The 24,427-nt window shown below is 66.9% G+C and carries 19 protein-coding genes; 12 read left to right on the top strand and 7 right to left on the bottom strand.

Annotation, left to right across the window (positions count from 1 at the left end; translation table 11 throughout):
- Positions 1-591 precede the first annotated feature (591 nt).
- From ACLBWH_RS18210 to ACLBWH_RS18200, 3 genes are all read right to left on the bottom strand, one after another.
- The gene (locus ACLBWH_RS18210; protein ID WP_447800288.1) at positions 592-1,695 is read right to left on the bottom strand and encodes a glycoside hydrolase family 3 C-terminal domain-containing protein; all 1,104 of its coding nucleotides are present in this window, start codon (positions 1,693-1,695) and stop codon (positions 592-594) included.
- A gap of 100 nt (positions 1,696-1,795) precedes the next feature.
- A complete protein-coding gene (locus tag ACLBWH_RS18205) occupies positions 1,796-2,569 on the bottom strand; it encodes an SDR family NAD(P)-dependent oxidoreductase (protein WP_322849735.1) in 774 nt (257 codons plus the stop codon).
- Positions 2,566-3,990 carry a coniferyl aldehyde dehydrogenase gene (locus tag ACLBWH_RS18200; protein ID WP_322849734.1) on the bottom strand — a complete coding sequence of 475 codons (1,425 nt, stop codon included), beginning with the start codon at positions 3,988-3,990 and terminating at the stop codon, positions 2,566-2,568. Before ACLBWH_RS18200 ends, ACLBWH_RS18205 begins: the two co-directional genes overlap by 4 nt.
- A gap of 168 nt (positions 3,991-4,158) precedes the next feature.
- Here ACLBWH_RS18200 and ACLBWH_RS18195 point away from each other — a divergent pair, with 168 nt between their 5' ends.
- The 5 genes from ACLBWH_RS18195 to ACLBWH_RS18175 all read left to right on the top strand — a co-directional run bounded on the left by ACLBWH_RS18195 (position 4,159) and on the right by ACLBWH_RS18175 (position 10,803).
- Complete coding sequence (locus ACLBWH_RS18195) at positions 4,159-5,394, top strand: alanine racemase (protein WP_447800286.1); 1,236 nt, start codon at positions 4,159-4,161, stop codon at positions 5,392-5,394.
- Positions 5,395-5,436: 42 nt separating this feature from the next.
- Complete coding sequence (locus ACLBWH_RS18190) at positions 5,437-7,683, top strand: TonB-dependent receptor (protein ID WP_447800284.1); 2,247 nt, start codon at positions 5,437-5,439, stop codon at positions 7,681-7,683.
- On the top strand, positions 7,683-8,846 hold the full coding sequence (locus ACLBWH_RS18185; RefSeq protein WP_447800282.1) for an MFS transporter: 1,164 nt from the start codon (positions 7,683-7,685) through the stop codon (positions 8,844-8,846). The genes ACLBWH_RS18190 and ACLBWH_RS18185 overlap by 1 nt, the downstream gene beginning before the upstream one ends.
- Positions 8,843-10,114: a D-arabinono-1,4-lactone oxidase gene (locus ACLBWH_RS18180; protein WP_447800280.1), complete on the top strand. Its 1,272-nt coding sequence runs from the start codon at positions 8,843-8,845 to the stop codon at positions 10,112-10,114. Before ACLBWH_RS18185 ends, ACLBWH_RS18180 begins: the two co-directional genes overlap by 4 nt.
- 86 nt (positions 10,115-10,200) lie before the next feature.
- Positions 10,201-10,803 (top strand): TetR/AcrR family transcriptional regulator, encoded by a 603-nt coding sequence (locus tag ACLBWH_RS18175; protein WP_322849729.1) that lies wholly within the window; start codon positions 10,201-10,203, stop codon positions 10,801-10,803.
- Here the strand turns inward: ACLBWH_RS18175 and ACLBWH_RS18170 are convergent.
- Positions 10,800-11,288 carry an Mpo1 family 2-hydroxy fatty acid dioxygenase gene (locus ACLBWH_RS18170; protein WP_447800279.1) on the bottom strand — a complete coding sequence of 163 codons (489 nt, stop codon included), beginning with the start codon at positions 11,286-11,288 and terminating at the stop codon, positions 10,800-10,802. The genes ACLBWH_RS18175 and ACLBWH_RS18170 overlap by 4 nt on opposite strands.
- Positions 11,289-11,370: 82 nt before the next feature.
- On the opposite strand from ACLBWH_RS18170, the gene ACLBWH_RS18165 reads away from it, so the two are divergent.
- A complete protein-coding gene (locus tag ACLBWH_RS18165) occupies positions 11,371-12,054 on the top strand; it encodes a Crp/Fnr family transcriptional regulator (RefSeq protein ID WP_447800278.1) in 684 nt (227 codons plus the stop codon).
- A gap of 78 nt (positions 12,055-12,132) precedes the next feature.
- On the opposite strand, the gene ACLBWH_RS18160 is transcribed toward ACLBWH_RS18165, so the two are convergent.
- Positions 12,133-12,321 (bottom strand): hypothetical protein, encoded by a 189-nt coding sequence (locus ACLBWH_RS18160; protein ID WP_447800276.1) that lies wholly within the window; start codon positions 12,319-12,321, stop codon positions 12,133-12,135.
- 560 nt (positions 12,322-12,881) lie between these two features.
- On the opposite strand from ACLBWH_RS18160, the gene ACLBWH_RS18155 reads away from it, so the two are divergent.
- Positions 12,882-13,244, top strand: coding sequence for a low affinity iron permease family protein (locus tag ACLBWH_RS18155; RefSeq protein ID WP_447800275.1), 363 nt, complete (start codon positions 12,882-12,884; stop codon positions 13,242-13,244).
- A gap of 120 nt (positions 13,245-13,364) precedes the next feature.
- A complete protein-coding gene (locus ACLBWH_RS18150; protein ID WP_447800274.1) occupies positions 13,365-15,674 on the top strand; it encodes a TonB-dependent receptor in 2,310 nt (769 codons plus the stop codon).
- Between the two features lie 93 nt (positions 15,675-15,767).
- Here the strand turns inward: ACLBWH_RS18150 and ACLBWH_RS18145 are convergent, their stop codons facing one another.
- Positions 15,768-17,096, bottom strand: a complete 1,329-nt coding sequence (locus ACLBWH_RS18145) for an ATP-binding protein (RefSeq protein WP_447800273.1) — start codon at positions 17,094-17,096, stop codon at positions 15,768-15,770.
- A complete protein-coding gene (locus ACLBWH_RS18140) occupies positions 17,093-17,767 on the bottom strand; it encodes a response regulator transcription factor (RefSeq protein WP_322849787.1) in 675 nt (224 codons plus the stop codon). Before ACLBWH_RS18140 ends, ACLBWH_RS18145 begins: the two co-directional genes overlap by 4 nt.
- A 25-nt stretch (positions 17,768-17,792) precedes the next feature.
- Between ACLBWH_RS18140 and ACLBWH_RS18135 the strand changes: the two genes are divergently transcribed.
- The 4 genes from ACLBWH_RS18135 to ACLBWH_RS18120 are packed head-to-tail and all read left to right on the top strand — an operon-like array spanning position 17,793 to position 24,419.
- Positions 17,793-19,292, top strand: a complete 1,500-nt coding sequence (locus ACLBWH_RS18135) for a TolC family protein (RefSeq protein ID WP_447800271.1) — start codon at positions 17,793-17,795, stop codon at positions 19,290-19,292.
- Positions 19,293-19,321: 29 nt separating this feature from the next.
- The gene (locus tag ACLBWH_RS18130) at positions 19,322-20,332 is read left to right on the top strand and encodes an efflux RND transporter periplasmic adaptor subunit (protein ID WP_447800269.1); all 1,011 of its coding nucleotides are present in this window, start codon (positions 19,322-19,324) and stop codon (positions 20,330-20,332) included.
- Positions 20,332-23,406 carry an efflux RND transporter permease subunit gene (locus tag ACLBWH_RS18125; RefSeq protein ID WP_447800267.1) on the top strand — a complete coding sequence of 1,025 codons (3,075 nt, stop codon included), beginning with the start codon at positions 20,332-20,334 and terminating at the stop codon, positions 23,404-23,406. The genes ACLBWH_RS18130 and ACLBWH_RS18125 overlap by 1 nt, the downstream gene beginning before the upstream one ends.
- On the top strand, positions 23,403-24,419 hold the full coding sequence (locus ACLBWH_RS18120; protein ID WP_322849721.1) for a YncE family protein: 1,017 nt from the start codon (positions 23,403-23,405) through the stop codon (positions 24,417-24,419). Before ACLBWH_RS18125 ends, ACLBWH_RS18120 begins: the two co-directional genes overlap by 4 nt.
- Positions 24,420-24,427: the final 8 nt, after the last annotated feature.

The raw sequence follows: 24,427 nt of genomic DNA, 5'->3' as shown, positions 1-24,427 counted from the left end.
TGATGATCTCGGACACGGACATAAGCCTATGCTCAGGGGATAGCCCCAAGCCTCCTTCTTAGGCTTAAATCCGTCCGGTCAAAACGGGGGCCAGCTCAGCAGGTCACTACCTATGCGGCTTCGACGAAATTGCTCAGGCATTGGATCCTGGCGTGAAGGGTGGACGGTCGCCCATCACGATGCCGACCTTTGCGCGGAGACGGACCAGCAGTGCTTGGAATAGCCCGAACATCTCATCGTCAGGTAACGGCTAGGAGATCAATACGATCAAGCCGCTCTCGTCCCTCTCGATCGTTTCTCGTGGGTACACTACATAACCTGGACCATGGATGTGGCCGGCGATTTATCCAAAACCTCGGTGAATTGATAACAACTTGGGGTCAGATGGCCGCGGTGATCGATTGTCTGCCCCGGTGGTTGCGGGTCCCCGCAACCAACGTAAACAGCCCGCAAGTCTCACGACTTGGCGGGCTTTTTCGTGTCTGGTTCATGACAATTGCGCTGGACCTTCGTCTCCTGGCGGGCCGAACCCAGCGCAAACGCCGCTGGGTCCAAACGCAGGCCACCCGTCCTGTTCCAAAGCACCCTCTATCAGCGCGGCAAATTCCGCGCGCGCAGTCTTACTACACCGGTAAGGACCGGGTCCGATGCCGATTTGGCGACTACCAATGCGTATCGGCCGCGCTTGATGTGCCAGGCGCCCGCCGCCGTATCGTAACGGGCGAGCAGCCGCGGATCGGCGACGAGCGTCACCGTACGCTGTTCGCCGGGCGCCAGCTCGACGCGGCCGAAGGCGAGCAAGCGCGGCTCGGCGACGCCATCGATCGACCGGAGATACAGTTGCGGCACGTCGGCGCCGGCGAGCTTGCCGGTGTTGCGTACCGTCACGGTGGCGGTGACGGTCCTGCCGCCCTGGACCCTTAGCCCCGAATAAGCGAAGTCGGTGTAGGTCAAGCCATGGCCGAAGGCGTACATCGGCGTCAGACCCTTGCGGGCGAACCAGCGATAGCCGACGTCCGCACCCTCGTTCATCGCCACCGTAACGGGCGTGTTTTCGGGGGTGCCGAAGCTCGGGATCGTCGTTCGCGGCAATTGTTCGACGCCCATCGGGAAGGTGATCGGCAGGCGGCCCGAGGGATTGATCTTGCCGGTCAGCACGTCGGCAATGGCCTGCGCGCCTTCCTGTCCCGGATACCAGGCAGCGAGAATCGCCTTCACTTCGGGGTGCCGCAACCCGAACTGTAGAGCGGCGATCGTCGACGAGCCCATGGACAGGCCGGCTGCGGAGGCGATGCGCGACAGCGCGAATTCAACCGTCGCGCGGCCGACGATCTCGCTGCCCAGCAGCCACAGGATGATGAGTCCGATCGATACGATGAAGATCGTCCGCGTCCTTCGCCGTGCCTCGGCCAGATCGCCCGACAGGTTGCGCCATGCCACGGCAATTGCGCGTGGATCGCGAAGGCCATCCCGCTCAGATAGACCGCGACGTCCAGCCCCTCGACCGGCGCTGCCCACCCCGTGCGCTTGCAGGCTGGCGTACAGCGTGCAGCACAGGAGCGCCGCCGCGAGGTTGACGTCGACGGGCGTCGGACGAAACGCATCGTCGAACCACGCGCGCGCGGACATCACCGCCGCCAGCATCAGCAACCCGGTCGCGCCGCCGCGCAACAGAAGGTCGAGATCCGCAATCACTGGCGGTGCATGGTGCAAGTCATGCGGGGCGGAAACCATGGTGCGGAAGGTATGTCGGGTCTCACCCGTCGCCATATTCAGCGGGTCGATTGGCCCGTGGTCATCGCCGCGCCGCGCGCAGCCGCCGGCGCAGCAGCATCGTCACGACCGGCCGGGGCAGGATGGTCGCCAGCCTCACGAGCCAGCTGGTCACCGCGGGAAAACGATAATCGCGGCGTTCGCGGCGTAGCGCGCGAACGATATGGGCGACGCCTTGCCGCTCCGAAATCTCGAAAGGGGACGGCATGTCGTGCGCCTGCGTCCGTTCGGTCGCGACGAAGCCGGGATAGATGCTGACGAAGCGGATCCCGTGATCGGCGAATTCGATGCGGCACGTGTCCATCAGCAACCGCATCGCGCCCTTGGCGGCCGAATAGGGGCCTTGCAGCGGCACGCCCATCAACCCCGCGAGGGAATTGGTATGCGCGATCAACCCGTCGCGCTGTCGCATCATCTGGCGCAGCACGGGAAACAGGTAATGGACGCAGACATCGTAATTGCTCCGCATATAATCGATGACCTCGCCCGCGCCGATCGTGCGCAGGTCGAGATCGGGCGCGCCGCCGACGTTCATCAACAGCAGGTCGATTCGCCCGAATTGCGCGATGGTCGCGGCGACGACCACCGCGGCCGCCGCCGCGTCGCGGGCGTCGGCGGGATGGATCGCGCATCGCGCGCCTTGCAAGAGGATCTCGGCGGCGAGGCTCTGCAATTTCGCCTCGCGGCGCGCGGTCGCGACGATCGTTGCGCCTTCGGTGGCCAGATGCAGCGCGACGCCGCGACCCATCCCGCTCGACGCGCCGACGATGAGCACGACCTTGTCCGTGAAGATCATCGCGCGTCGCCGATCGGTTTCAGCCCGGCGAGCAGGCGCATCGTCAGTCGCGCGGTGGCACCCCAGGGCGGCCCGAGCCGTTCGAACATGTTGATCGGGCCAGCCTTGTGGACGCCGCGCGCATGGCTGAACCGGCGGAAGCCGTCGCGGCCGTGATACGCGCCCATGCCGCTCGCGCCGATCCCGCCGAAGGGCAGGGTGTGCTGGCCGACATGGAGCAGCGTCCCGTTGATCGTGACCCCTCCCGAAGTCGCGCCGTCGAGGATCGCACGCTGCGTCGCCGAGCCATCGGCAAAGCAATAGAGCGCGAGCGGGCGCGGGCGCGCACGGACGAAGGCCAGCGCCGCGTCGAGCGTGGCATAGGGCTTCACCGGCAGCACGGGGCCGAAGATTTCCTCGCGCATCAATGTGCAATCGTCGGGTGCGCCGAGCACCACCGTGGGCGCGATGCGATGGCTGGTGGATGCCGGGGCAGGGTGGGTCAGTATCTCGGCACCACAGCGACGGGCTTCCTCAATCGCATCGGTCAGTCGCCGGTGGTGGCGCGCATCGATGACGTTGCTGTAATCGGTGTTGTCGGCGATCGACGGATAGCGGCGTACTGCCGCCGCCAGCACGCCCTCGGCGAAGTGCCGCGCCGAAGCGGCCGGTACCAACGCATAATCGGGTGCGACGCAGGTCTGGCCGGCGTTGAGATAGCGGCCGAAGGCGATCGATCGGGCGGCGCGCTCGATCGCGTAATCGGGGGCGACGATTGCCGGCGATTTGCCGCCGAGTTCGAGCGTCACCGGTGTCAGATGCTCGGCGGCAGCGCGCAGGATATGGCGCCCGACATTGGTCGATCCGGTGAAGACGAGGTGATCGAGCGGCAAGCCCGACAAGGCTTGCGCCATCTCGACCCCGCCGGTCACGATGGTCAGCCGGTCGGCGTCGAACCGCTCCGCCACCAGCCGGGCTAGCAGCGCCGCGAAGGCGGGTGAGGATTCGGATGGCTTGATCAGCACGCGATTGCCCGCGGCGAGTGCATCGAGCGCCGGCCCGAGCGTCAGGAACAGGGGATAGTTCCACGGCGCGATCACGCCGATCACCCCGAGCGGTTCGTACCGCACCCAGGCACTGCCCGGCTTCAGGCTCAAATCGACGCGCCGCGGTTCGTCGCGCATCCAGTGTTTCAGATGGCCGCGGGCGTGGCGGATCGCGGTAATGAGCGGGACGATCTCCAATATGTCGGTCTCGCTCCGCGAACGGCCGCCGAAATCGTCCGAGATCGCCTGCGCGAGCGCCGGACGCTCGTCGACCAGCAGGCCGTGCAGCGAATCCAGCAGCGCCCGCCGCGTCGCAAGGTCGGCGGCGGGTTCCTCGCGCGACGCGCGATACTGGCGGTCGAAGGCGGCGTGCAACGCCTGCAAGTCGGGGGTCATGTCCATCCTCTCCATCATGCGTCGCCGGGCGACACCTTGCGACCCTATGGCAGCCAGACAGGCTATAACAAGATCGATGCTCACATATAAATGTAGCATAGTTCATAAAGAATGATAGGGTGATCGTATCGACTCGGTGAAGAGGTCGATACGATGGAGAGGAGCGACATGGTCGATCGCGCGAGCGTCGCGTCGGCACGGACCGGTGCGTCCGCAGCCAATGCCTACCGCCTTTATGCCGATGCGCTCGCGGGCGAGCGGCTGCCCGCCGCCTTCGTCGATCTCGACGCGCTCGACCGCAACGGCGAGCGGCTCGGCGCGCGTGCGGCGGGACTGCCGGTCCGGCTCGTCACCAAATCGATCCGCTCGGTGGCGATCCTGCGATATCTGATCGCCAGCTTTCCCTATCTGCAGGGCCTGCTCTGCTTCTCGCCCGCCGAAGCGGCGTGGCTGGCGGGGCTGGGGTTCGACGATCTCGTTGTCGCCTACCCAACCGTCGAGCCGAGCGAGATCGCGCTGGTCGCGGCGGCGGTACGCGGTGGCGCGTCGATCACGCTGATGGTCGATCATGTCGACCAGCTCGACATCATCGATGCCTGCGCGGCCGCGGCCGCGACCTCGCTGCCGGTGGCGATCGACATGGATGCGTCGACCGCATTCCCCGGCGTGCATTTCGGCGTTTATCGCTCGCCGGTGGCGACCCCGGCGGCGGCGCTGGCGCTCGCCGCGGAAATCGCGCGGCGGCCCTATCTGCGGCTTGACGGGGTGATGGGCTATGAGGGCCAGATCGCCGGTCTCAACGACGCGGTGCCCGGCCAGGCGGTGCGCAACCGTATCATCCGCACGCTCAAGGCCCGTTCGATCCGCGACGTCCGGCGGCGGCGCGGCGCGATCGTCGCCGCGCTGGTAGCAGCCGGACACCGGCTGCGCTTCGTCAACGGCGGCGGCACCGGCAGCTTCGAGAGCACCGCGCGCGACTCCAGCGTCACCGAACTCGCGGCGGGATCGGGCTTCTACCTGCCGGGGCTGTTCGATCATTACGCGGTCCACCTCGGCGAGCCCGCCGCGGGCTTCGCGCTGCCCGTCACGCGCCGTCCGACGGCCGGGATGGTGACCTGCGCGGGTGGCGGCTATCCGGCCTCCGGCCCGATCGGGCCCGACCGGCTGCCCAAGCCGTGGCTACCGGAAGGCGCGACGCTGCTCGCCAACGAGGGCGGCGGCGAGGTGCAGACGCCGGTGCGGATCGCCGCCGCCGGCGCACTGCCGATCGGCGCCCCCGTTTTCTTCCGCCATGCCAAGGCAGGCGAGCTCTGCGAGCGCTTCGAGACGCTGCTGCTCCTGCGTGGCGGCGCGATCGTCGACCGCGTCGCGACCTATCGCGGCGACGGCCGCTGCTTCTTCTGACCTGCAAAGACAGGATTTGCGCCAACGGCAAAGGGGATGACGATGACACGGCACGGAAACCGATATGGAATGCTCGCCATCGCGCTGGCCGGATCGACCGGGGCGCGGGCGCAGACCGCCGATCAGCCCGCGGCACCGGCCGACGGCGAGATCGTCGTCACCGCGCAGCGCCGCTCCGAACGGTTGCAGGACGTGCCGATCGCCGTCACCGCGATCACCGGCGACGACCTGCGCGAACGCCGCATCGCCGACGTGCTCGATCTGTCTGGCCGCGTCCCCGGCCTCCAGATCCGCTCGGCGGACAATGGCGCCAACCCACGCATCTTCATCCGCGGCGTCGGCCTCAACGACTTCAACCCGGCGACCGCCAGCGCGGTGGGCATCTACGTGAACGGCGTCTACGTCGCCTCGACGCTGGCGCAGCGCGACGCCTTCTTCGATCTCGGGCAGGTCGAGGTGCTGCGCGGACCGCAGGGGACGCTGTACGGCCGCAACACCACCGGCGGCGCGATCAACGTCACCACGCGCAAGCCGGGCGATACGCCCGAGGGCGACCTGTCGCTCGATTACGGCCGCTTCGATGCGGTGACGTTGCAGGGCGGGATGAGCGCGCCGGTCGTACCCGACCTGCTCGCGGTGCGTGTCGCCGGCCTCTACCAGCGCGACGACGGCTATATGCGCAACACGCTCACCGGCGATCGCGGCAACAACGTCGATCGCTGGGCCGTGCGCAGCAGCGCGCACGTCACGCCGTCGAGCACGATCACCGACGATCTCACCGTCAACGCCAGCCGCTCGACCGGCGGCTCGCTTCAGGCCTATTCCCGCTCGCTGATCCCGCAGACCGCGGCGGCGACAGGAGCGGACAGCCTGTGCGCGCCGGCTTTCTATACCTCGGGGCAATGCACCAACATCCTCGGCTACGCCAATACCAGCCGCAACCTCTACGAGGGCGCCTATCGGTTCGAGGGACGCGACCGGGTCAGCCTCTATGGCGTCGGCAACACGCTGTCGGTCGATCTCGGCACGGTCAGCCTGATCGCAGTGACCGGATTCCAGCATGCCACCCGCAACGATCAGGAGGATACCGACGCCAGCCCGGTGCCGGTCGTCGCCGCCGCCTACATCACCCGGCAGGACACGGTCAGTCAGGAATTGCGCCTCCAGTCGAACGGCCACGGCCGCCTGCGCTACGTCGCCGGTCTCTATTATGCGCACGATCTGATCCGCAACGCCTCATCGCTCGACGTATTGCCCGGCCTGCGTTCGCCGACCGCCGACAATCCGAGCGGAGTCGATCTCACCGCGGGAATCGGTGACTTCGCCTGGCCATCGCGACAGGCGACCGACAGCTATGCCGCCTTCGGCCAGCTCGATTACGACCTGACGCCGCGGCTGACGCTGACCGGCGGCCTGCGGTATTCCGCCGATCGCAAGGACTTCACCTATCGCGCCAGCGCCGCCGGCGGCAGCATCACCCTGTTCACCTTCGCCGATGCCAAGACCTTCGGCGCGTGGTCGGGCCGCGCGGGCCTGCAATACCGGTTTTCGGATGCTGCCAACGTCTACGCGAGCTACAATCGCGGCACCAAGAGCGGCGGCTTTTTCAGCGGCTTCGCGCAGGATCCGTCGCTGATCGGCCCCTATAAGGACGAGACGGTGGATGCTTATGAGGTGGGTGCCAAGACGCAATGGCTCGACCGCCGGCTCGGCCTCAACCTCTCGGCCTTCTATTACGATTACCGCGATCTGCAGGTCTATACCTCGGTGGTGCAGGGGCTCATCACGACACAGCTCTTCACCAACGCCTCGGCGGCGCGGATCTACGGTGCCGAGATCGAACTGACCGCGCGACCGATCGACGGGCTCAACCTCGCCGCCTCGACCTCGCTGCTCGACGCCACCTATCGCAACTTCATCTCGCAGGGCGCCGACTATTCGGGCAATCGCCTGCCATCGGCGCCCAGGGTCAGCGCACAGGCGAGCGCCGACTATCGTAAGCCGATCGGCAGCGGTGCGCTCGTTGCGCGCGCCGACCTGTCCTATCGCAGCCGCGTGTTCTTCGACACGTCGAACGCCGCCCGGCTTGGCGACCGCGCGCGCGCCTTCGTCGACGGGCGGATCGGCTGGCAGTTCGCCGGGGATCTTTACGAGGCGGCATTGTGGGTCCGCAACCTATTCGACGTGCCGGTCATCTCCGACATCACGCCGCTGCCCGCGCTCGGTTTCGACGCGATCGTCGTCGGGCGGCCGCGGACCTGGGGCTTGTCGCTGCGGGCGCACTACTGATGGCGGCCCCCACGACCCGCGCGGCCTATGTCGCCGCCTTCGTCGCCGGGGTCTATGGCATCCTGATGGCGGGGCTCGCGCCGCTGCTGCTCGGTACGCTCGTCACCGAGGGCCATCTCACCGTGGCGCAGCTCGGGCTGGCCGCGACCGCCGAACTGGTGACGATGGGACTTGCCGCGGGCGCCGCCGGTCTGCTGGTCGAACACGTGTCGCCGCGGCTGATGGCGCCGAGCAGCGTGGTGGCGATCATGATGCTCGACGCCGTGACCGGCCGCGCCACCGGCATCGGCGTCATCCTGATGCGCGCACTCGCCGGCTTGCCGAGCGGCGTGCTGATCGGCCTCGTCACCGCGATGATCATCCGGTCGGCACAGCCGGCGCGGCAGGCGGGCTTCTATCTCACCATCCAGACGGTGGCGCAGCTCGCCTGCGCCGCGCTGATCGGCGGGCTGGTCGCGCAAAGGCTTGGCGCGGCGGCGGGATTTCTCGCGCTCGCGGCGCTCGGCGCGCCGGTCGCGCTCGTCGCGCTGTGGACGCCCGCCCGGCTGTCGCCGTTCGCCGCCGGACGGGGAACCGCATTGCCCGACGTCTATGGCTGGCTGGCGCTGGTCGCCGCCTTCTGCTTCTTTGCCGGCATTCTCGCCATCTGGATCTATCTCGAACCGCTCGCGCATCAGGCCGGGCTGTCGCCCGCTACCGCCGGGCTGGCGGTGGTGCTCGCACTGGCGGGGCAGGTGGTCGGCGGCGCGCTGGGTGCCGCGAGCGTGCCGCATTGGCCATGCCGCGTCGTCCTGCTCGGCTCGACGCTGGTGCTGATCGTCGCCGCGGCGATGTTCGCGACGTTGCCCGGCGCCACGCTCTTCCTCGCCACCGCGATCCTCTTCGGGCTGCTCTGGGCCTTCGCCAGCCCGTATTTCACGCGGCTGCTGATCGACGTCGATCCCAGCCATCGCGCCGCCTTGCTCGGGTCGGCGGCGCTGCTGCTCGGCTGCGCGACCGGGCCGACGCTCGCCTCGTTGACCGTCGGCGATGTCGACGTGCGCGGCTGCCTGCGCCTCGGCACCGGGATGCTGACCGTCGCCGGTGGTATCGTGCTGCTGCTTCCCCTTCTCCGGCGACTGGGCGGGATCGCCTTCGCCGCCCAACCGAAAGATCGATCATGACCGAATGGAGCAACTGGTCGGGCAGCGTCGTCGCGCACCCCGCCGCGGTCGCGCGCCCGCGCGGTCTCGATGAACTGGCGACGATCGTCGCCGGCGCGCGACGGCTGCGTCCGGTTGGCGCGGGACATTCGTTCATGCCGCTATGCCAGACCGAGGGGACCTTGCTGTCGCTCGCCGATCTCGAAGGCGATATCGAGGTCGCCGCCGACCGCCGCTCGGTCTGGGCGCCGGCCGGCTGGAGCCTCGCACGGCTGACCGACGCTTTGTGGGCGCAGGGGCTGTCGCTGTACAATCAGGGCGACGTCAATCCGCAGGCGCTCGGCGGCGCCGCCGCCACCGGCACCCACGGCACCGGCGAGACGCTCGGCAGCATCGCCACGCAGGTCACCGGCGTCCGGCTGATGCGCGCCGACGGCACGCTCGTCACCTGCGACGCGCAAACCGAACCCGAATTGTTCCAGGCGCAACGGCTCGGCCTCGGCCTGCTCGGCGTCGCCGTGGCGATGCGGATCGCGGTACTGCCGGCCTATCACCTCGAGGAGCGGGTCGAGCGCTGGCCGCTTGCCCTGGCGCTCGACCGGTTCGACGAGCTGGCGGCGGCGTCGCGCCATATGGAATTCTGGGTTTTTCCGTATGCGGACCACGTCATCCTCAAGCGGCTGCATCCGGTCGAGCCCGAGGGGCCCTATCGTCACGCCAACGACGTCAACGAGGGCGCCTTCCGAATCGCCTGCAACATCTCGCGGCGCCGGCCGGGGCTGATCCCCATGCTGCAACGTGGTATGATGCACGCGATCGGCGGTCCAAAGCGCCGCGTCGGCCCCGCCTACCGGATATTCGCGCAGGAACGCACCGTGCGTTTCGAAGAGATGGAATATGAGGTGCCGCGTGCCGACGGGCTGGCGACGTTGCGCGAGGCGCTCCGCTATGTCCGAAAGGCGCGGCTGCCGCTCGCCTTTCCGTTCGAGGTCCGCACCGTCGCGGGCGACGACATCTGGCTGAGCCCGTTCCACGCCGGCCCGTGCCTGTCGATTTCGGTCCATCAATATGCCGGCATGCCGTGGCGCGATGAGTTTGCCGCGATCGAGTCGATCCTGCGCGGCGCAGGCGGGCGGCCGCACTGGGCGAAACGCCACACAATCGATTCGGCAAGCGCGCACGCGCTATACCCGCGGCTCGCCGACTTCCTGGCGGTGCGCCGCTACGTCGATCCGGAGGGCAAGTTCGTCAACGCCTTCTTTGACCGGCTGTTTGCCATTAGGGGGTGACAGGGCGCGGCGACAAACGGCCGTTTGCCTTCGGCGGCGTGGCAAGCCACAGCGGTCCCGTCATGGTCCAACCACGCCGACTTCCGATGCAGGAGCGCAGTCTCCGCCGCCGCGAGGCGATCCTCGTCGCCGCGCAGGAGCTGCTCGTCACCGAGAACCCCGAGGATCTCGCGATGCGCGAGGTGGCGCGCCGCGCCGGGATTTCCATCGGCTCGCTCTATCAATATTTCCCGTCGAAGCCCGCGATCCTGCGCGCGCTGGTATTGCGCAATCTCGAAAAGGTCGGCGAACTGCTGCGCGCCGAGGTGGAGACGCTCCTCGCCGATCATGGCGGCCGGCCGACGATCGTACAGGCCGTCGACCGGATCATCGACGCGTATGTGAACCATTATCGCAGCCATCCCGAGACGATCGCGGTGTGGGCCGGGGCGCAGGCCGATCTGGAGCTGCGCCGACTCGACGTGATCGATACGCATGCCACCGCCGACTTCATGGTCGCGCCGATGATGATCCTGCTATCGTCGTCTGATCGCGATCGGATCCTGTCGGCGGCGCTGCTCATCACCGAACTCGCCGGCCATGCGGTGCGGCTGGCCCTCGCGGTCGATCCGCCGATGACCGAACGGATCGTCGCGCAATTCAAGACGATGGTCGTCGCGGTCCTCGAAGCCAATCGCGAGGCGGGTTAGCGCGGTGTCATGCTTCGCTTCACCTCCAGCCGCAGCCCAAGGAGAAAGGCGATTTCTGCCACCACGAACAACGGCCCGATGATCAGGCCGGACAGATCGTCGACGAACGCCGGTTTTCGGCCTTCGAAATAATGGCCGACGAACTGAAACGCCCAGCCTACCACGAAGGTGCCGATCCCGATCCCCAGCCACGCCCCGGTGGACAGGCCGGCGACCGCCACACCTACCCAGCAGCTCAGCGCGAGCAATATGGTCATGACGAGCCCGAAGCGCAGGTCGAGCCTCAGATAGAAGACCGCGACCATCGCCGACAGCAGCATCGCCGGTGTCAGCGACATACCCCCGCCCACTGCGATCGCCGGCCGAGAGGCGAGGATCGCGATCGCCAGCACGATCAGCGGTATGCCGAGCATATGCGTTGCGATATTGCGTTCGTCGCGATGATAGCCGGCATAAACGGACAAATGCCTCACGAGGTCGGTCATCGTGTTTCTCCTCTGGTCGTCGCATGACGATAGTTGATGCGTGCGGTTGCGACTGTCGCATGGGCGACATCGGAAGCACGCGGTGACCCGCGACGCCATGTTGGCCATCTTCGCCGAGGGGGCGTGGTTCAACCGACTGTCGCCTTCCTTCCGTGCGGCGTTGCTCGCGGACGGGCGGGAGATGCGGTTTGCGGCGGGGGCGCCGGTCTTCTGGCGCGGCGACGCCGCCGACGGGCTTTACGCGGTGCTCGACGGTGCGGTCGAGATCGGTGTGGTCGATGCGGCCGGTCACGCCGCGACGTTGATCCATGTGCAGCCGGGCATGTGGTTCGGCGAGATCGCGCTGATCGACGGCATGGCGCGCACCCATGACGCAATCGCGGTGCGCGAAACGATCTTGCTTTGCGTTCCCCGCGGACCGCTGTTTGCCGGTCTAGACCAGCGGCCCGATCATTGGCGCGAGCTGGCGTGGCTGACAACGGAGAAACTCCGTCTCAGTTTTCGAGCGGCCGAGGCCGCATCGCTGCTCAGCGCGCCGCAACAGGTGGCGACCCGGTTGTTTATGATGGTCGATGGCTATGGGGGCACGGGTGCGCGCCGTACCACGCTAAGGCTGTCGCAGGAGCAGCTCGCGGCGATGCTTTCGCTTTCCCGTCAGACGGTCAACCGCATTCTTAAAAACCTCGAACAGAATGGCGTGATCGCCGTCAATCATGGACGAATAGATATCGTAAATCTTCCGGCGTTACGACAAATCTGCGAATAAGTGATCGATCTCCCTTGGTACCCAGGTGAGAGGTATGCTGTTTGCAAGGCTTAATGCTTGCCGACCTGCAGATGTAATTCAGTCGAGCAACTTGACCTCGCCAGCCTCGCTTCGGTCGCGGCATTCGCCGGCCGCATTTCCGATCACCACGAAGCCGTCAACCTGCTCGTCAACAACGCCGGATTCACGGTCCCAACAAGCCGATGAAGGAAAACGTCGATGTCTAGATCCGATCGGCGGGTCGGGACCGCCGGCGGAGCTGATCATATGGCCGGCCGGCCAGATCGGTGAAAGCTCCCGTCTTTGCGGACAAGCCTTTCCTATTGCTGTTGATACCTGTGCTGTGCACAGGCTGTACAAAGGCCAACGGCGCGGCAGAGCGCGGCCGAATGATCGTGTCAATACGGGCTGCGGCGCAGGCTCTGCCCGGGCTCCGCGACGATCCGGTACTCATCGCAGCGGTCGCCGCGGAGGTGCGTTTGCCGCGCGAAGCTTTCCTGCCCCGACAGGCGCGGCGCTATGCCTATCTGGGCGTCAGCTGCTTATCGGCGGGCGACTTGTGATGTCCATCGGGCCGTCGACCGCGACCGAGCCCCTCAAGGTCTACATCCAGGCTGCTGACGGGCATTTCGACTGCTGTTCGCTGGGCGGGGCGATGTTCGTCCCGCTGGCCGGCCGCGACTTCACCCCCGATCGACCGGGTGTGGGCGGGAGTGTAACAACCTGGTGCTTTGGGGCGCCGGTCACGTGAGGCCGCGTTGGCGAAGCCCGCGAGCCAGGAGCAGGTGGGATTCGAATACGGAAGGTGAGGCGGCATGCTAAAGCGGATGAACGAAATCGGGAGCCGGATCGCCGGACGGACGGCCGACCTGGCCGGTGCGCCGCTCGCGATCATGGGCGTCGCGTTGTTCTGCGCCGGCTGGTTTCTGCGCGCCGGTGAGGCGGGAGAGAACACGCTGACGCTGATCCTGTCGGTGGCGTCGATCACGCTGACGCAGATGGTTCTGAACGGGCAGCGGCGTAGCGAGCAGGCGTTGCACCTGAAGATGGACGAGCTTGTCTATGCGATGCAGGGCGCGCGCAATGCGGTCGCGGGCATAGAGACCAAATCGGCGGAGGAGTTGGAGGCACTGCGCCGCAACGGCGAGGCGGCCGAAGAGGAACTGGAGGAGCGCGGCGGCATCGCGTGACGCGCCGTATCCGCCGGCGATTACAAATTCCCAATGCGATCAACTGCCACGGAACGGCAAACAAAGTGTCATGGAGTAAAACTAGCCCCACCTCATCTGACAAGGGTGGGGAAATCAAACATGACCGATGTGACGACGACGCGCACCCTGCGCATCGGCGCGAGCGCCTTGGCGCTTGCCTTTTCGCTGACGAGCGCGGGTTTCGCGAAGGACGCGCCTCGCGCTGGTCCGGCCGATCCGCAGACGCAGCCTGCCGGCATCGCCGAGGGCGCCGACATCGTCGTCACCGCAACCAAGGCGAACCGTATCGCGCCCGTCACCGCCTCGTTGCAGACGACGCAGCCGCAGTCCGTCATCTCGCGCAGTTTCATCGAGGATTCGCTGCCGGCGACGGCAGACTTCAACCAGATCGCCGCGATCTCGCCCAGCGTGTCGATCACCGGAAACGCGAATGGCGCCGGCCTATCGGAATCAAAGGCGCAGATCCGCGGGTTCCAGGATGGCGAATACAACATCACCTATGACGGTGTGCCGTTCGGCGACACAAACGACCCGACGCACCATTCCAATACCTTCTTCCCGTCGAACACGATCGAAACACTGATCGTCGATCGCGGACCAGGCAATGCCAGCCAGCTTGGCCAGGCGACGTTCGGCGGCAACATGAACCTGTTCAGCCGCGCGACACGCGAACGGCCCGGTCTGGAATGGAAGGGCAGCTACGGCACCTGGAATACCTATCTGCTGCGCGGGCTGGCGCAGTCGGGTGCGATCGACGCGCTCGGCGGGACCGAGATCGTGGTGAGCGGACAGCACGTGAAATCAGATGGTGCCCGAACCTATAGCCCGTTCACGTCGAACAACGTGTTCGGCAAAGCGATGATCCCGATCGGGCCGGCCGCCAAGCTGACAATATTGGCAACGTATAACGAGAACGATTTCAACCAGCCCGACAACGATGGCGCAACGCTGAGCCAGATCGCGCAATACGGCAAACATTTCAGCCTGAACAACGATCCGACGTCGCAGACCTATTACAGGTACAACCACACGCACAAGACGACGGATTTCGAGCTGATCAAGTTCGAGGCGGAGATCGCGCCGGGATCCACGTTCGAAAATCGAGCCTACACCTACAGCTACGACAACGAGACGCTGAGCGGTAACGACGTCACGCTGTTCGCGACCGCCACGGCGGCGCAGATCGCCGCAGCGAACGTCGTTACGGTGTCGCCGGCGGGCGGCACGACGAAAGCGGTGACCTCGTACGGCGTACCGGGTTACACCAAGACGAACAAATACCGGATGTTCGGCGATATCGCCAAGACGCGCCTCGACTTCGGATTCGGCGCGTTGACCGTCGGTGCGTGGATCGAATGGTCCAACACGTATCGCCAGCAGCGCGACGTCAATCTGCTTGATGGCACGCCGAACTACGTCGAGAAGGCGGTGACCAATCCGGTGGGGGGCGCAGCGACCCCGCAGAACGTCAAGTTCGACCAGAACAGCAATACCAACCACACCGAGGAATTCGCCGAGCTGGAGCTGCGCCCGTTGCCCGGCCTGACGATCACGCCCGGCTACAAGCATGTCGACTTCAACCGCCGAATCGACGCCGCCTACAACCAGACGACCCGCTACGCCCAGCGGTTGAGCAACACCTACACCGCCGACCTGCCGTTCGCGACGATCAACTATGCGGTGACCCCGAAGGTGTCGGTCTATGCGCAATACGCGCGCGGTTTCCTCGCGCCGCCGTTGAGCGTGCTCTACGTCGCCAACCCAAGGCTATCAACCGTCGCGCCGGAACGCTCGACCAACTATCAGGCGGGCGCGGTCTATCACGGCGCCAACCTCAGCCTCGACGCCGACGTTTATAAGATCGACTTCACGAACAAATTTACCTCTGTCGTATCGACCGTGCCGGGGGAGGGGACGGTGTTCTTCAACCAGGGCGCGGTCGAGTATAAGGGGGTCGAGGGCCAGATCACTTATGCGTTGCCGCATGGCGTCGCGGTGTTCGCGAACGGATCGCGCAACTACGCGAAGACGGACAATGACGGCGTCAAAAGACAGCAGGTCGCCAAGGCGCCTGAATGGACTGCGGCCGGCGGTGTGCTGGTGAAGTCCGGACCGGTCCGCTTCTCGCTGATCGACAAATGGGTGGGCCGGCAGTTCTTCGTCAATCCGGCGGGGTTGGTCGCGGTCGGCAACGCCTATGACAATCCGACCTATCAAAGCCGCGGCTACAATGTCGCGATCCTATCCGCGCGCTACGATGTCGGCCCGGTGCGGATCGGCGCCGAGATCAACAACCTGTTCGATTCGCGCAGGGTCACCAACATCAGCACCGGCAAGACCGCGCCGTTCGACCAGTATTTCTATCAGACCGGTCGCGCGGTGACCGGCGACGTCACGGTGACGTTCTGATGTTCCTGCTCGCCCTCATGCTGGCGAACGCGCCGGCCAAGGTCGCTCCGCTGCCGCCAAGGCCCGCGCCGAACTGGGCGCGGCCGGAGTCCATTAGGGAGCCGGGAGGACGAGCATCGCGCGAAGGCCGGGACGATTGTCCTCGATGACGAGCCGCCCCCGATGCAAGGCGGCGATCGCGGCGACGAGATTGAGCCCCAGCCCATTGCCGGGACGGCTGCGGCTTTCCTCCAGCCGGACGAAGCGGCGGACGATCCGTATGCGATCCGTCGCAGGTACACCGGGACCATCGTCCTCGACGCTCAGCAGGACGGTGCCCTCCTGCCGCGTCACGGTAAGGGTGATGCCCGTCCCAAGGGGCGTGTGCACCTGCGCATTGTCGAGCAGGTTGATGAGCCCCTGCGCGAGCAGTTCCCGGTCGCCGCGCACCAGCGCCCCTCCGATCGTATTGCAAGTGAGCGTACGACCGCCATCGGCCACCGCCGGGGCGTAGGTTTCGCACAGGTCGCTGGCGAGTTCGACAACGTCGAGCATCTCCATGCTGCGACCGATCCCGCCGCCCTCGACCTCGGATATGCGCAGGATTGCCGCGAACAGCGCCAGTATGTCGTCGCTCTGGCGCAATGCGGCTTTGAGCGTCGTGCGATCGGACGGGCCGTCCAGCGCCGCCTCCAGCGACCCGCGCAGCCGTGACAGCGGCGTGCGCAGGTCGTGCGCGAGGTCGCTCGACACCTGTTGCAGATTGTCGAGCAATTGCGCGATCCGGTCTAGCATTGCGTTCACCGACGTGGCGACGATGTCGAATTCGTCGCCACGGCGGCCGATCGGGATGCGCTGTGACAGGTCGCCCGCGACGATAGCCAGCGCGGTGTCGCCGATCCGCGCGAGCTTCAACCGCAGGTATCGGCCAAGGATCAACGCGCCGACGGTGCCGAGCAGCAGGACGATGACGAAGGCCCCGGCGAACAGCAGGAGAATGACCGCATCCAGCCGTTCGAGCGATTCCGGATCGATCGCGACGACCAGCGTCGCGCCGCCGATCGGCCGGGCAAGCGCACGGCCGGCATCCTCGCCCTCGGCGGGATCGATGAAGCGGATGTCGGACCAGCCGGGCGGGGGGCGCACGGTGTCCAGCGCGCCGGCGACGCGCCGCCCCGCCGCATCGAACAGCGCGTAATGATAGGCGTTGCTGGCGCCCGATCGGCGGGTGTCGATCGCGGCGCGAACGCCGTCGAGTCCGCCCGTGCGATAGGTCCGGGCAAGGTCCGTCATCTCCTCGGCGATGCCGGTGTCCAGCTGGTGACGGAACGCCGCGTCCGCGGCCAGATAGACAGACGCGCCCAGCACCGCGATCGCCAGCGCGAAGGCGGCGGAGTAGGTGAACGCGATGCGATAGGCCGCGCTGCGCCAGAGGTCCGTCATTGTGTTCTCATGCGATAACCGATGCCGCGCAGCGTCTCGATCGGGTCGTAGTCGAACCCCTCGTTGAGCTTCGCTCGCATGCGGCTGAGATGGCTCTCGACGATGTTCGTCTGCGGGTCGAAGTGAAAATTCCAGACGCTCTCCAGAAACATCGTCCGCGTCACCACTTGTCCGGCGTGGCGCATCAGCTGTTCGAGGATCGCGAATTCGCGCGGCTGGAGGCGGATGTCGCGCTCGCCGCGGCGCGCCTCCCGTCGTAGCAAGTCGAGCGTGACGTCACCGACAACAAACCGGGTCGGCCCCTCGGTCATCGCTGGTCGTCGGTAGAGCGCGTCAAGGCGCGCGGCGAGTTCGGCGAAGGCGAAAGGCTTGACGAGGTAATCGTCGGCACCCGCTTCCAGGCCGGTGACGCGGTCGGCGATGCTGCCCAGCGCCGTGAGCAGCAGGACGGGTGTTTTCACGCCAGCCGAGCGCAGCCCGCGCAGGATCTGGATGCCGTCGATTTCGGGCAGCATCCGGTCCAGGATCACCACGTCGAATGGATCCGTCGAGGCGCGACTCAGTGCCTCGGGACCATCGGCGACACGCACGATCGAATGGCCGCGCTCCAGCAGGCCATGCTCCACCAGCCGGGCGGTGGGATCGTCGTCTTCCGCGATCAGGATATGCATCGTCGTTCCCAGCGCCGCCTCGGCCATGGCCATCGCCGACATGATTGGCCTGTTTTGTCGCACGGCGCACGCCCCTTCGCACAAGCGGGCGCGACGTTGGGGTTATACAATTTTGGGAGCGTGGCTCGCCGGGATAGGGGACGACGGCCGGGCAGCAGGGCGCGGCCCTGCGGAGCGGAACGATCATGAGGAACCCCGCGTGAGACGATCGATCGCTCTCCTGTTCGCGACGACGCTCGCCGGGTGCGCGCATTATTCGACGCTGCCGCTGGCGACGACGGCGCCGCTGGCCCCGACGGTTGCCGCGCTCGACGGACCAGCCCCGTCGACGCCGCTGAAGGTCGAGCAGGTCGTGACGCTGGCGCTCGCCAACAACCCGGACCTGCGGGCGGCCCGGCTGAAGCGGGGCGTCGCGGCGGGGCAGGCGACGCAGGCGGCGGTGCTCGCCAATCCCTCGCTATCGGGCGCGTTCCTGCCCTTGCTCTCGGGAGCTGGCGCCGTACCTGCTTGGAATCTGGGGCTGGCCCAGGACATCAAGAGCCTCGTCACCTATCGCGCTCGTCGCCGCGCCGCGACGGCCAGTACGCGGCAGATCGCGGCCGATCTCGTCTGGCAGGAATGGCAAATCGCCGGGCAGGCACGCCAGATCGCAACCGACATCATCATCGGCACGCGCGGTCGACCGACCTATGTCGCAGCCTTTGACTTGCTGGCCGACCGGAACGGCAAGCTCGAGCGCGCGCTCGCCACCCGGACGGTAACGCTCGTCACTGTCGCCCCGGACCGCCTTGCGCTTCAGGCGGCGCGCACGTCGCTCAACACGTTCGACCAGACATTGCTGTCGCAACGCCACCAGCTGAACGCGCTGCTGGGCCTGACACCCGAGGCGGTCGTTCCGCTCGTTGCTGCCCCCGACCTGCCGTCGTTCGACCCCGCCGCCATCCGTGCGGCGCTTTCGACGCTGCCTGATCGCCGGCCCGACCTCCTCGCGCTTCGCCTCGGCTATACCGCCGCGGACGAACAGTTGCGCGTGGCGATCCTGTCACAGTTCCCCGACCTGATCCTTGGCGGCTCCGTTTCCAGCGACAGTTCCAGGGTCATCAACGGCGGGCCGAGCGTGCAGGTCGGCATTCCAGTCTTCGATCGCAACCAGGGCAACGTTGCGATCGCACGCGCCACACGGGCGCAGCTTCATGCCGATTACGCGGCGCGGCTCGCGACCGCGACCGGCACGGTCGGCGCGCTGCTGCGCGAGTACGAGCAACTCGCGGCGCAATTGGCGATCGCCCGCCGCGATCTGCCCGCCGCCCGGACCGCGGCGGCCCGGGCGCAGGCGGCGTTCGGCGCCTCCAACATCGACGAGCGGGGCTATGTCGACCTCGTCTCCGACCGCTTCGCCAAGGAAGAGGAGATCATGACCCTGGAACTCGCACTGTTCGATCGTCAGGTCGCCATCCAGACGCTGGTCGGCGACGGGTTGCCGACGATCGACGGTTCCGCCGAACAATCTGGAACTGATCGGTGAGGCCAACCCAGTCAAGGATATCGGCCGCCTTGCTCTTGCTGCCGGTCGCGGCGTGCAGCGGGACGTCCACCACGCCGGATGCGAGCGCAACGCCGACGCCCAGCGTCCTCGTCAGCACCGTCGCACCCCGGCAGGGGGCGTTGCCCGCGGTCATCGCTGCCTATGGCTCAGTGGCCCCGTCCGAGATCGGGACGCGCACCTTCAACGAGGCGCAACCGGGTCAGGTCACTCGCCTTTTCGTTGCCCCGGGGAGCACGGTGAAGGCCGGTCAGTCGCTGGCGACCTTTGTCACAGCGCCGACATCACGCAGCGCCTATGCGCAGGCGGTGAGCGCCTTGGCCGCCGCGCAGAAGGCCCGCGCCAGCACGGCGCAGCTGCTCACCCAGCAGCTCGCGACGATCGATCAGCTGGTGCAGGCCGACAAGGCACTTTCGGACGCGCGGACATCTCTCGCTGCGCTGCGGGCCGAGGGGGCCGGCGCTCCGGTCCACACTATCGTGGCGCCCTTTGCAGGCGTCGTCACCGCAGTTGCCGTCGGCCAGGGTGATCGCACCGCCGCAGGCGCCACGATCCTGACGGTCGCGCGATCGGGCGGGATCGTCGTTACGGTTGGGATCGACCCGTCGCAGCGTGGAGCGGTCGCCGTCGGGCAGGGGGCCTCGCTGAAGCGTCTGTCGGGAGGCGGCACGCTCGATGGCCGTGTCGTTCGGGTCGACGGCGCGCTGAATGCCGTGACCAAGATGGTCGACGTCGACCTGTCCTTCCCGGCGGGAGCGCTTCTGCCGGGCGAGCCGATGCAGGTCGACATCCGTATCGGCCAGATCGTCGGATGGGTCGTACCGCACGCGGCCGTGGTCACCGCCGGAGGTGGCCCGCGGATATTCCAGGTGCAGGCCGGCAAGGCCAAGGCGGTGCCGGTTACCGTCAGACTGTCGTCGGACGCTGGCGATGTGGTCGATGGCCCGCTGGCGCTGCGCCTCCCGCTGATCGTTGCCGGCGCCTATCAGGTCGCGGACGGCGACGCCGTCCGGAGACGCTGATGCTCGAGCGCCTCCTGCGCACCCAGTCGCGCGCGTTCGTCCTGATCGGCCTGGCACTCGCGCTCGCAGGGATCGTGGCGGCGCTGTCGCTGCCGATCGGCCTGTTCCCCCAGGTGTCGTTCCCGCGCGTCGTGGTCGACCTCGACTCCGGCAGCCGTCCGGCAGATCAGACTGCGCTGACCATCACCCGCCCGGTTGAAGAGGCAATTCGCGCCATCCCTGGGGTCAACAACGTCCGCTCCGAAACGGCACGCGGCACCGCACAGATCTCGATCGACTTCGGTTGGGGCCGCGACATGATCGCGAGCACGCTGCTGGTCGACACCGCGGTCGGCCGTATCCTGCCGTCGCTGCCTGCCGGCACGCAGTACGATGTCCGACGGATGGACCCGACGGTTTTCCCGATCATCTCCTATGCGCTCGTTTCCGACACTGCCGATCCTGCGCAACTCCAGGATTTTGCGCGGCTTCAGATCACACCGTTGCTGTCCTCCGTCACCGGCCTAGCCAAGGTCGGTGTGCAGGGTGGCGACACCGCCGAGGTCGAGGTGCTCGCCGATCCGCAACGGCTCGCAAGTTACGGACTCGCGATGGCCGATCTCGCGACCGCCATCCGCAACGGCAATGTGCTGGGCGCGGTGGGGCAGGTTCAGGATCGTGGCCGCCTCTCGCTCGTCATCGTCGATCGCAGCGTCGCCAGTGCCGCGCAAGTCGGCGACATCGTCGTCAAGGCGGCCCCGGCGGGGGTCGTTCGGGTGCGGGATGTCGCGACGGTGCAGGACGGTGCCGTTCCCGTCTGGCAGCGGATCGTCGAGGACGGAAAGCCGGCGGTGTTGTTCAACATCTACGAACAGCCCGACGGCAATGCGGTGCAGATCGCACGGGAAGTGCAGGCCAAGCTGGCGGGCGTGAGGCTGCCTGTCGGGGTCAGGCTGGTGAACTGGTACGACCAGAGCGAGTTGGTGACCCAGTCGGTCGCCAGCGTCCGCGATGCGGTTCTGATCGGCCTCGTGCTCGCCGCGCTGGTGCTCCTCCTGTTCCTGCGCAGCTGGCGCGTGACGCTGGTGGCCATCATCGTCGTGCCGGCGACGCTGGCGGCAACGGTGCTGGTGTTGAGCATCCTGGGCATGAGCTTCAACATCATGACGCTGGGGGGGATCGCGGCCGCGGTCGGGCTGCTGATCGACGACGTCATCGTCATGGTCGAGCACATCGCCCGTCGCGCCGGCGAGGTGAAGCCGGATGGGAAAGTTGCGGGCAATGCGGCAGTTATCCCGGCCGCGCGAGAGTTCATGGCACCGCTGACGGGATCGAGCCTCGCGACGCTGATCGTCTTCGTGCCGCTTTCATTTTTGACCGGGGTGACCGGTGCCTTTTCCAAGGCGCTGTCGGTGACCATGGCGGCCGCGCTCGCCATTTCGTGGGCGATGACCGCCTTCGTCGTGCCGGTCCTCGTGCGCTGGCTGGTGAACTTCGGCAAATGGCGAGACCCCGGCGTCGCCGGCGAGGGGCGGCTCGCCGCGATTCACGACAAGGTCCTCGACCGCCTGTCGGCCCGACCCTGGCTGCTGCTCGTCATCCTCGTGCCGCTGCTGGTGATCGGCTATATCGGCTATTCCAAAGTGCCGACGGGCTTCATGCCGAAGGTCGACGAAGGCGGCTTCGTCATGGACTATTATACCTCGCCCGGCACTTCGCTGGACGAGAGCGGGCGTCAGGTTGGCCAGATTGACCGTCTGCTCCAGAGAAATCCGGAGGTGCTGACCTTCTCGCGGCGACTCGGCACAGGTCTCGGCGGTGATCTGGGGCAGAGCTATCACGGCGACTATTTCGTCCGGCTGAAGCCGAAGCACAGCCGGCCTACCGAGGAAGTGGCGGCTGACGTCGCCGACGAGATTGGGGTCAAGGTGCCCGGCGTCCAGGTCGAGGTCGCTCAGCTCATCGAGGATCTGATCGGCGATCTGACCGCCGTCCCGCAGCCGATCGAGATCAAGCTCTATGCATCCGACCCGACCGTGCTCGATGCGCAGGCGAAGAAGGTCGCCGCCTTGATCGAGAAGATCGACGGCGTGGTCGAAGTGAAGGACGGCGTCCAGCTGGCCGGCGACGCCCTCGACGTCCACGTCGATCCGGTCCGCGCCGGTTTGGAAGGCGTCGCCCCCGCCGACGTCGAGGCACAGCTGTCCACCGCCCTGAGCGGCACGGTCGCCACCACTCTCGCCCGTCCCGACAAGGCGATCGACGTGCGCGTCCGGCTCCCCCAGGCGATGACGCTCAGCCAGACCGGGCTCGCGCAGCTGCCTATCCGCGCCGCCGATGGCCATGTCGTTCCGCTGTCGCGCGTCGCCGCCATCGTGGCGGTGGTCGGACAGCCGCAGATCGCCCGCGAAAATCTGGAGCCGATGGTCGCCGTGACCGGGCGTATCCAGGGTCGTGGGATCGGGGCTGCCGTCGGTGACGTCACAAGAGCACTCGACCAACCCGGCGTGCTGGCACCCGGCGTTCGCTACGAGTTGGGCGGCCTCTACCAGCAGCAGCAGATCGCGTTCGCCGGTCTCATCAAGGTGTTCGGCGCAGCCCTCATTGCCGAACTGGTGCTGCTTCTCGTCCTCTACCGTCGGTTCTGGCTGCCGGTCATCATCATCGGCTGCTCGCTCCTGTCGACCACCGCGGTCTTCACCGCCCTGTGGCTCGCTGGCGTCGACCTCAACATCACCGCGCTGATGGGGATGACGATGATCATCGGCATCGGCACCGAAATGGCGATCTTCTACGTCTCCGAGTTCGAGGAGCTGTGCCGCGTCATGCCGCCCGCCGCGGCGACCCGCGAGGCGAGCCGCAATCGCCTCCGCCCGATCACGATGACCACGCTGGCGGCGATCCTGACATTGCTGCCGCTGGCGCTGGCGATCGGTCAGGGCTCCGGCATCCAGCAACCGCTGGCGATCGCGATCATCGCCGGTTTGCTGCTCCAATATCCGCTCGTGCTGCTCGCCATGCCTTCGCTCGTGCGCCTGACGCTGCCGTGCGACGCCGATGCGCTCACCATTATTCAGCGAAGGACCGTTCGATGACGAAGTTTCTGACGATCGCCGCCCCACTCGCTCTCGCCATGTTCGCTCCGGTGGGGGCTGCTGAACCTGGACCCGTCTACCGTGTCACGGCCTCGATCCCCGGCCCTGATGCAGGAGGCTGGGATTACGCGCGTGTCGATCCGGCGGCTCATCGCCTCTACGTCGCACGATCGGGATCCGTCACGGTCATCGACACGGACCGTGAGGCTGCGATCGGATCGATCGGATCGATCGCGCACGGCCACGCGGTGGTGCCGCTGGCCGGTCATCGCCTGCTGGTGACGAGCGGCGACGACGCGTCGGTCCGCTTTCTCACAGCCGACTACGGTCGCGAAATTGGTCGCATCGCAGTGGGCAAGAAGCCCGATGCGGCAATCCTGTCCGATGACGGCCGGACGGCGTTCGTCATGAACGCCCAGGCCGGAACCGTGTCGATCATCGATGTCACGACGCTGAAGACGGTGCGGACGGTGACGGTCAAGCCGGCGCTCGAATATGCCGCGTTGACGCCCGGTGGCATCCTGTTCGTGAACAACGAGGACGCCAACGAGATGGACGTCGTCGACGTCGCCAGCGGAACGACCGCCAGGCCGATTGCCCTGCCGGGCTGCGAAGCGCCTACCGGGCTCGCCTATGATGCGAAAACGGATCGCCTGATTGCCGCCTGCGCGAACGGGAAGGCGGCCATCGTCAGCGCCAAACGACGCAGCCTGACCGAGCTGGTCGGAATCGGGGCCGGCCCGGACGCGGTTATCCTCGACGCCAAACGCCGCCTTGCGTTCGTCCCCTGCGGCAAGGACGGCGTGCTCGACATCCTCTCGCTGGACGGTTTGCACGTTGGACAGGTCGGCAGCGTGAAGACGGCGATCGGTGCACGCACCGGCGCGCTCGATGCAGACGCCGGGGCGATCTACTTGCCCACCGCCTCGTTCGATCCCCCCGTCACGGCCGGCGGACGCCCGGTCGCCAAGCCGGGCACGTTCAGGGTGCTGGTCGTTCGGCCCGTGGGATGATGCCGCAC

It is taken from the genome of Sphingomonas sp. M6A6_1c (genome assembly GCF_053345135.1).
Note: the sequence above shows the minus strand (reverse complement) of the source record. Positions and strands in the feature narration are given on the sequence as shown.

Coding starts and splice junctions, on each gene's coding strand:
- ACLBWH_RS18205 (WP_322849735.1), bottom strand. CDS start 2,569: ATGATCTTCACGGACAAGGTCGTGCTCATCGTCGGCGCGTCGAGCGGG.
- ACLBWH_RS18200 (WP_322849734.1), bottom strand. CDS start 3,990: ATGACCCCCGACTTGCAGGCGTTGCACGCCGCCTTCGACCGCCAGTAT.
- ACLBWH_RS18195 (WP_447800286.1), top strand. CDS start 4,159: ATGGTCGATCGCGCGAGCGTCGCGTCGGCACGGACCGGTGCGTCCGCA.
- ACLBWH_RS18190 (WP_447800284.1), top strand. CDS start 5,437: ATGACACGGCACGGAAACCGATATGGAATGCTCGCCATCGCGCTGGCC.
- ACLBWH_RS18185 (WP_447800282.1), top strand. CDS start 7,683: ATGGCGGCCCCCACGACCCGCGCGGCCTATGTCGCCGCCTTCGTCGCC.
- ACLBWH_RS18180 (WP_447800280.1), top strand. CDS start 8,843: ATGACCGAATGGAGCAACTGGTCGGGCAGCGTCGTCGCGCACCCCGCC.
- ACLBWH_RS18175 (WP_322849729.1), top strand. CDS start 10,201: ATGCAGGAGCGCAGTCTCCGCCGCCGCGAGGCGATCCTCGTCGCCGCG.
- ACLBWH_RS18170 (WP_447800279.1), bottom strand. CDS start 11,288: ATGACCGACCTCGTGAGGCATTTGTCCGTTTATGCCGGCTATCATCGC.
- ACLBWH_RS18160 (WP_447800276.1), bottom strand. CDS start 12,321: ATGATCAGCTCCGCCGGCGGTCCCGACCCGCCGATCGGATCTAGACAT.
- ACLBWH_RS18155 (WP_447800275.1), top strand. CDS start 12,882: ATGAACGAAATCGGGAGCCGGATCGCCGGACGGACGGCCGACCTGGCC.
- ACLBWH_RS18150 (WP_447800274.1), top strand. CDS start 13,365: ATGACCGATGTGACGACGACGCGCACCCTGCGCATCGGCGCGAGCGCC.
- ACLBWH_RS18145 (WP_447800273.1), bottom strand. CDS start 17,096: ATGACGGACCTCTGGCGCAGCGCGGCCTATCGCATCGCGTTCACCTAC.
- ACLBWH_RS18140 (WP_322849787.1), bottom strand. CDS start 17,767: ATGCATATCCTGATCGCGGAAGACGACGATCCCACCGCCCGGCTGGTG.
- ACLBWH_RS18135 (WP_447800271.1), top strand. CDS start 17,793: ATGGCCATCGCCGACATGATTGGCCTGTTTTGTCGCACGGCGCACGCC.
- ACLBWH_RS18125 (WP_447800267.1), top strand. CDS start 20,332: ATGCTCGAGCGCCTCCTGCGCACCCAGTCGCGCGCGTTCGTCCTGATC.
- ACLBWH_RS18120 (WP_322849721.1), top strand. CDS start 23,403: ATGACGAAGTTTCTGACGATCGCCGCCCCACTCGCTCTCGCCATGTTC.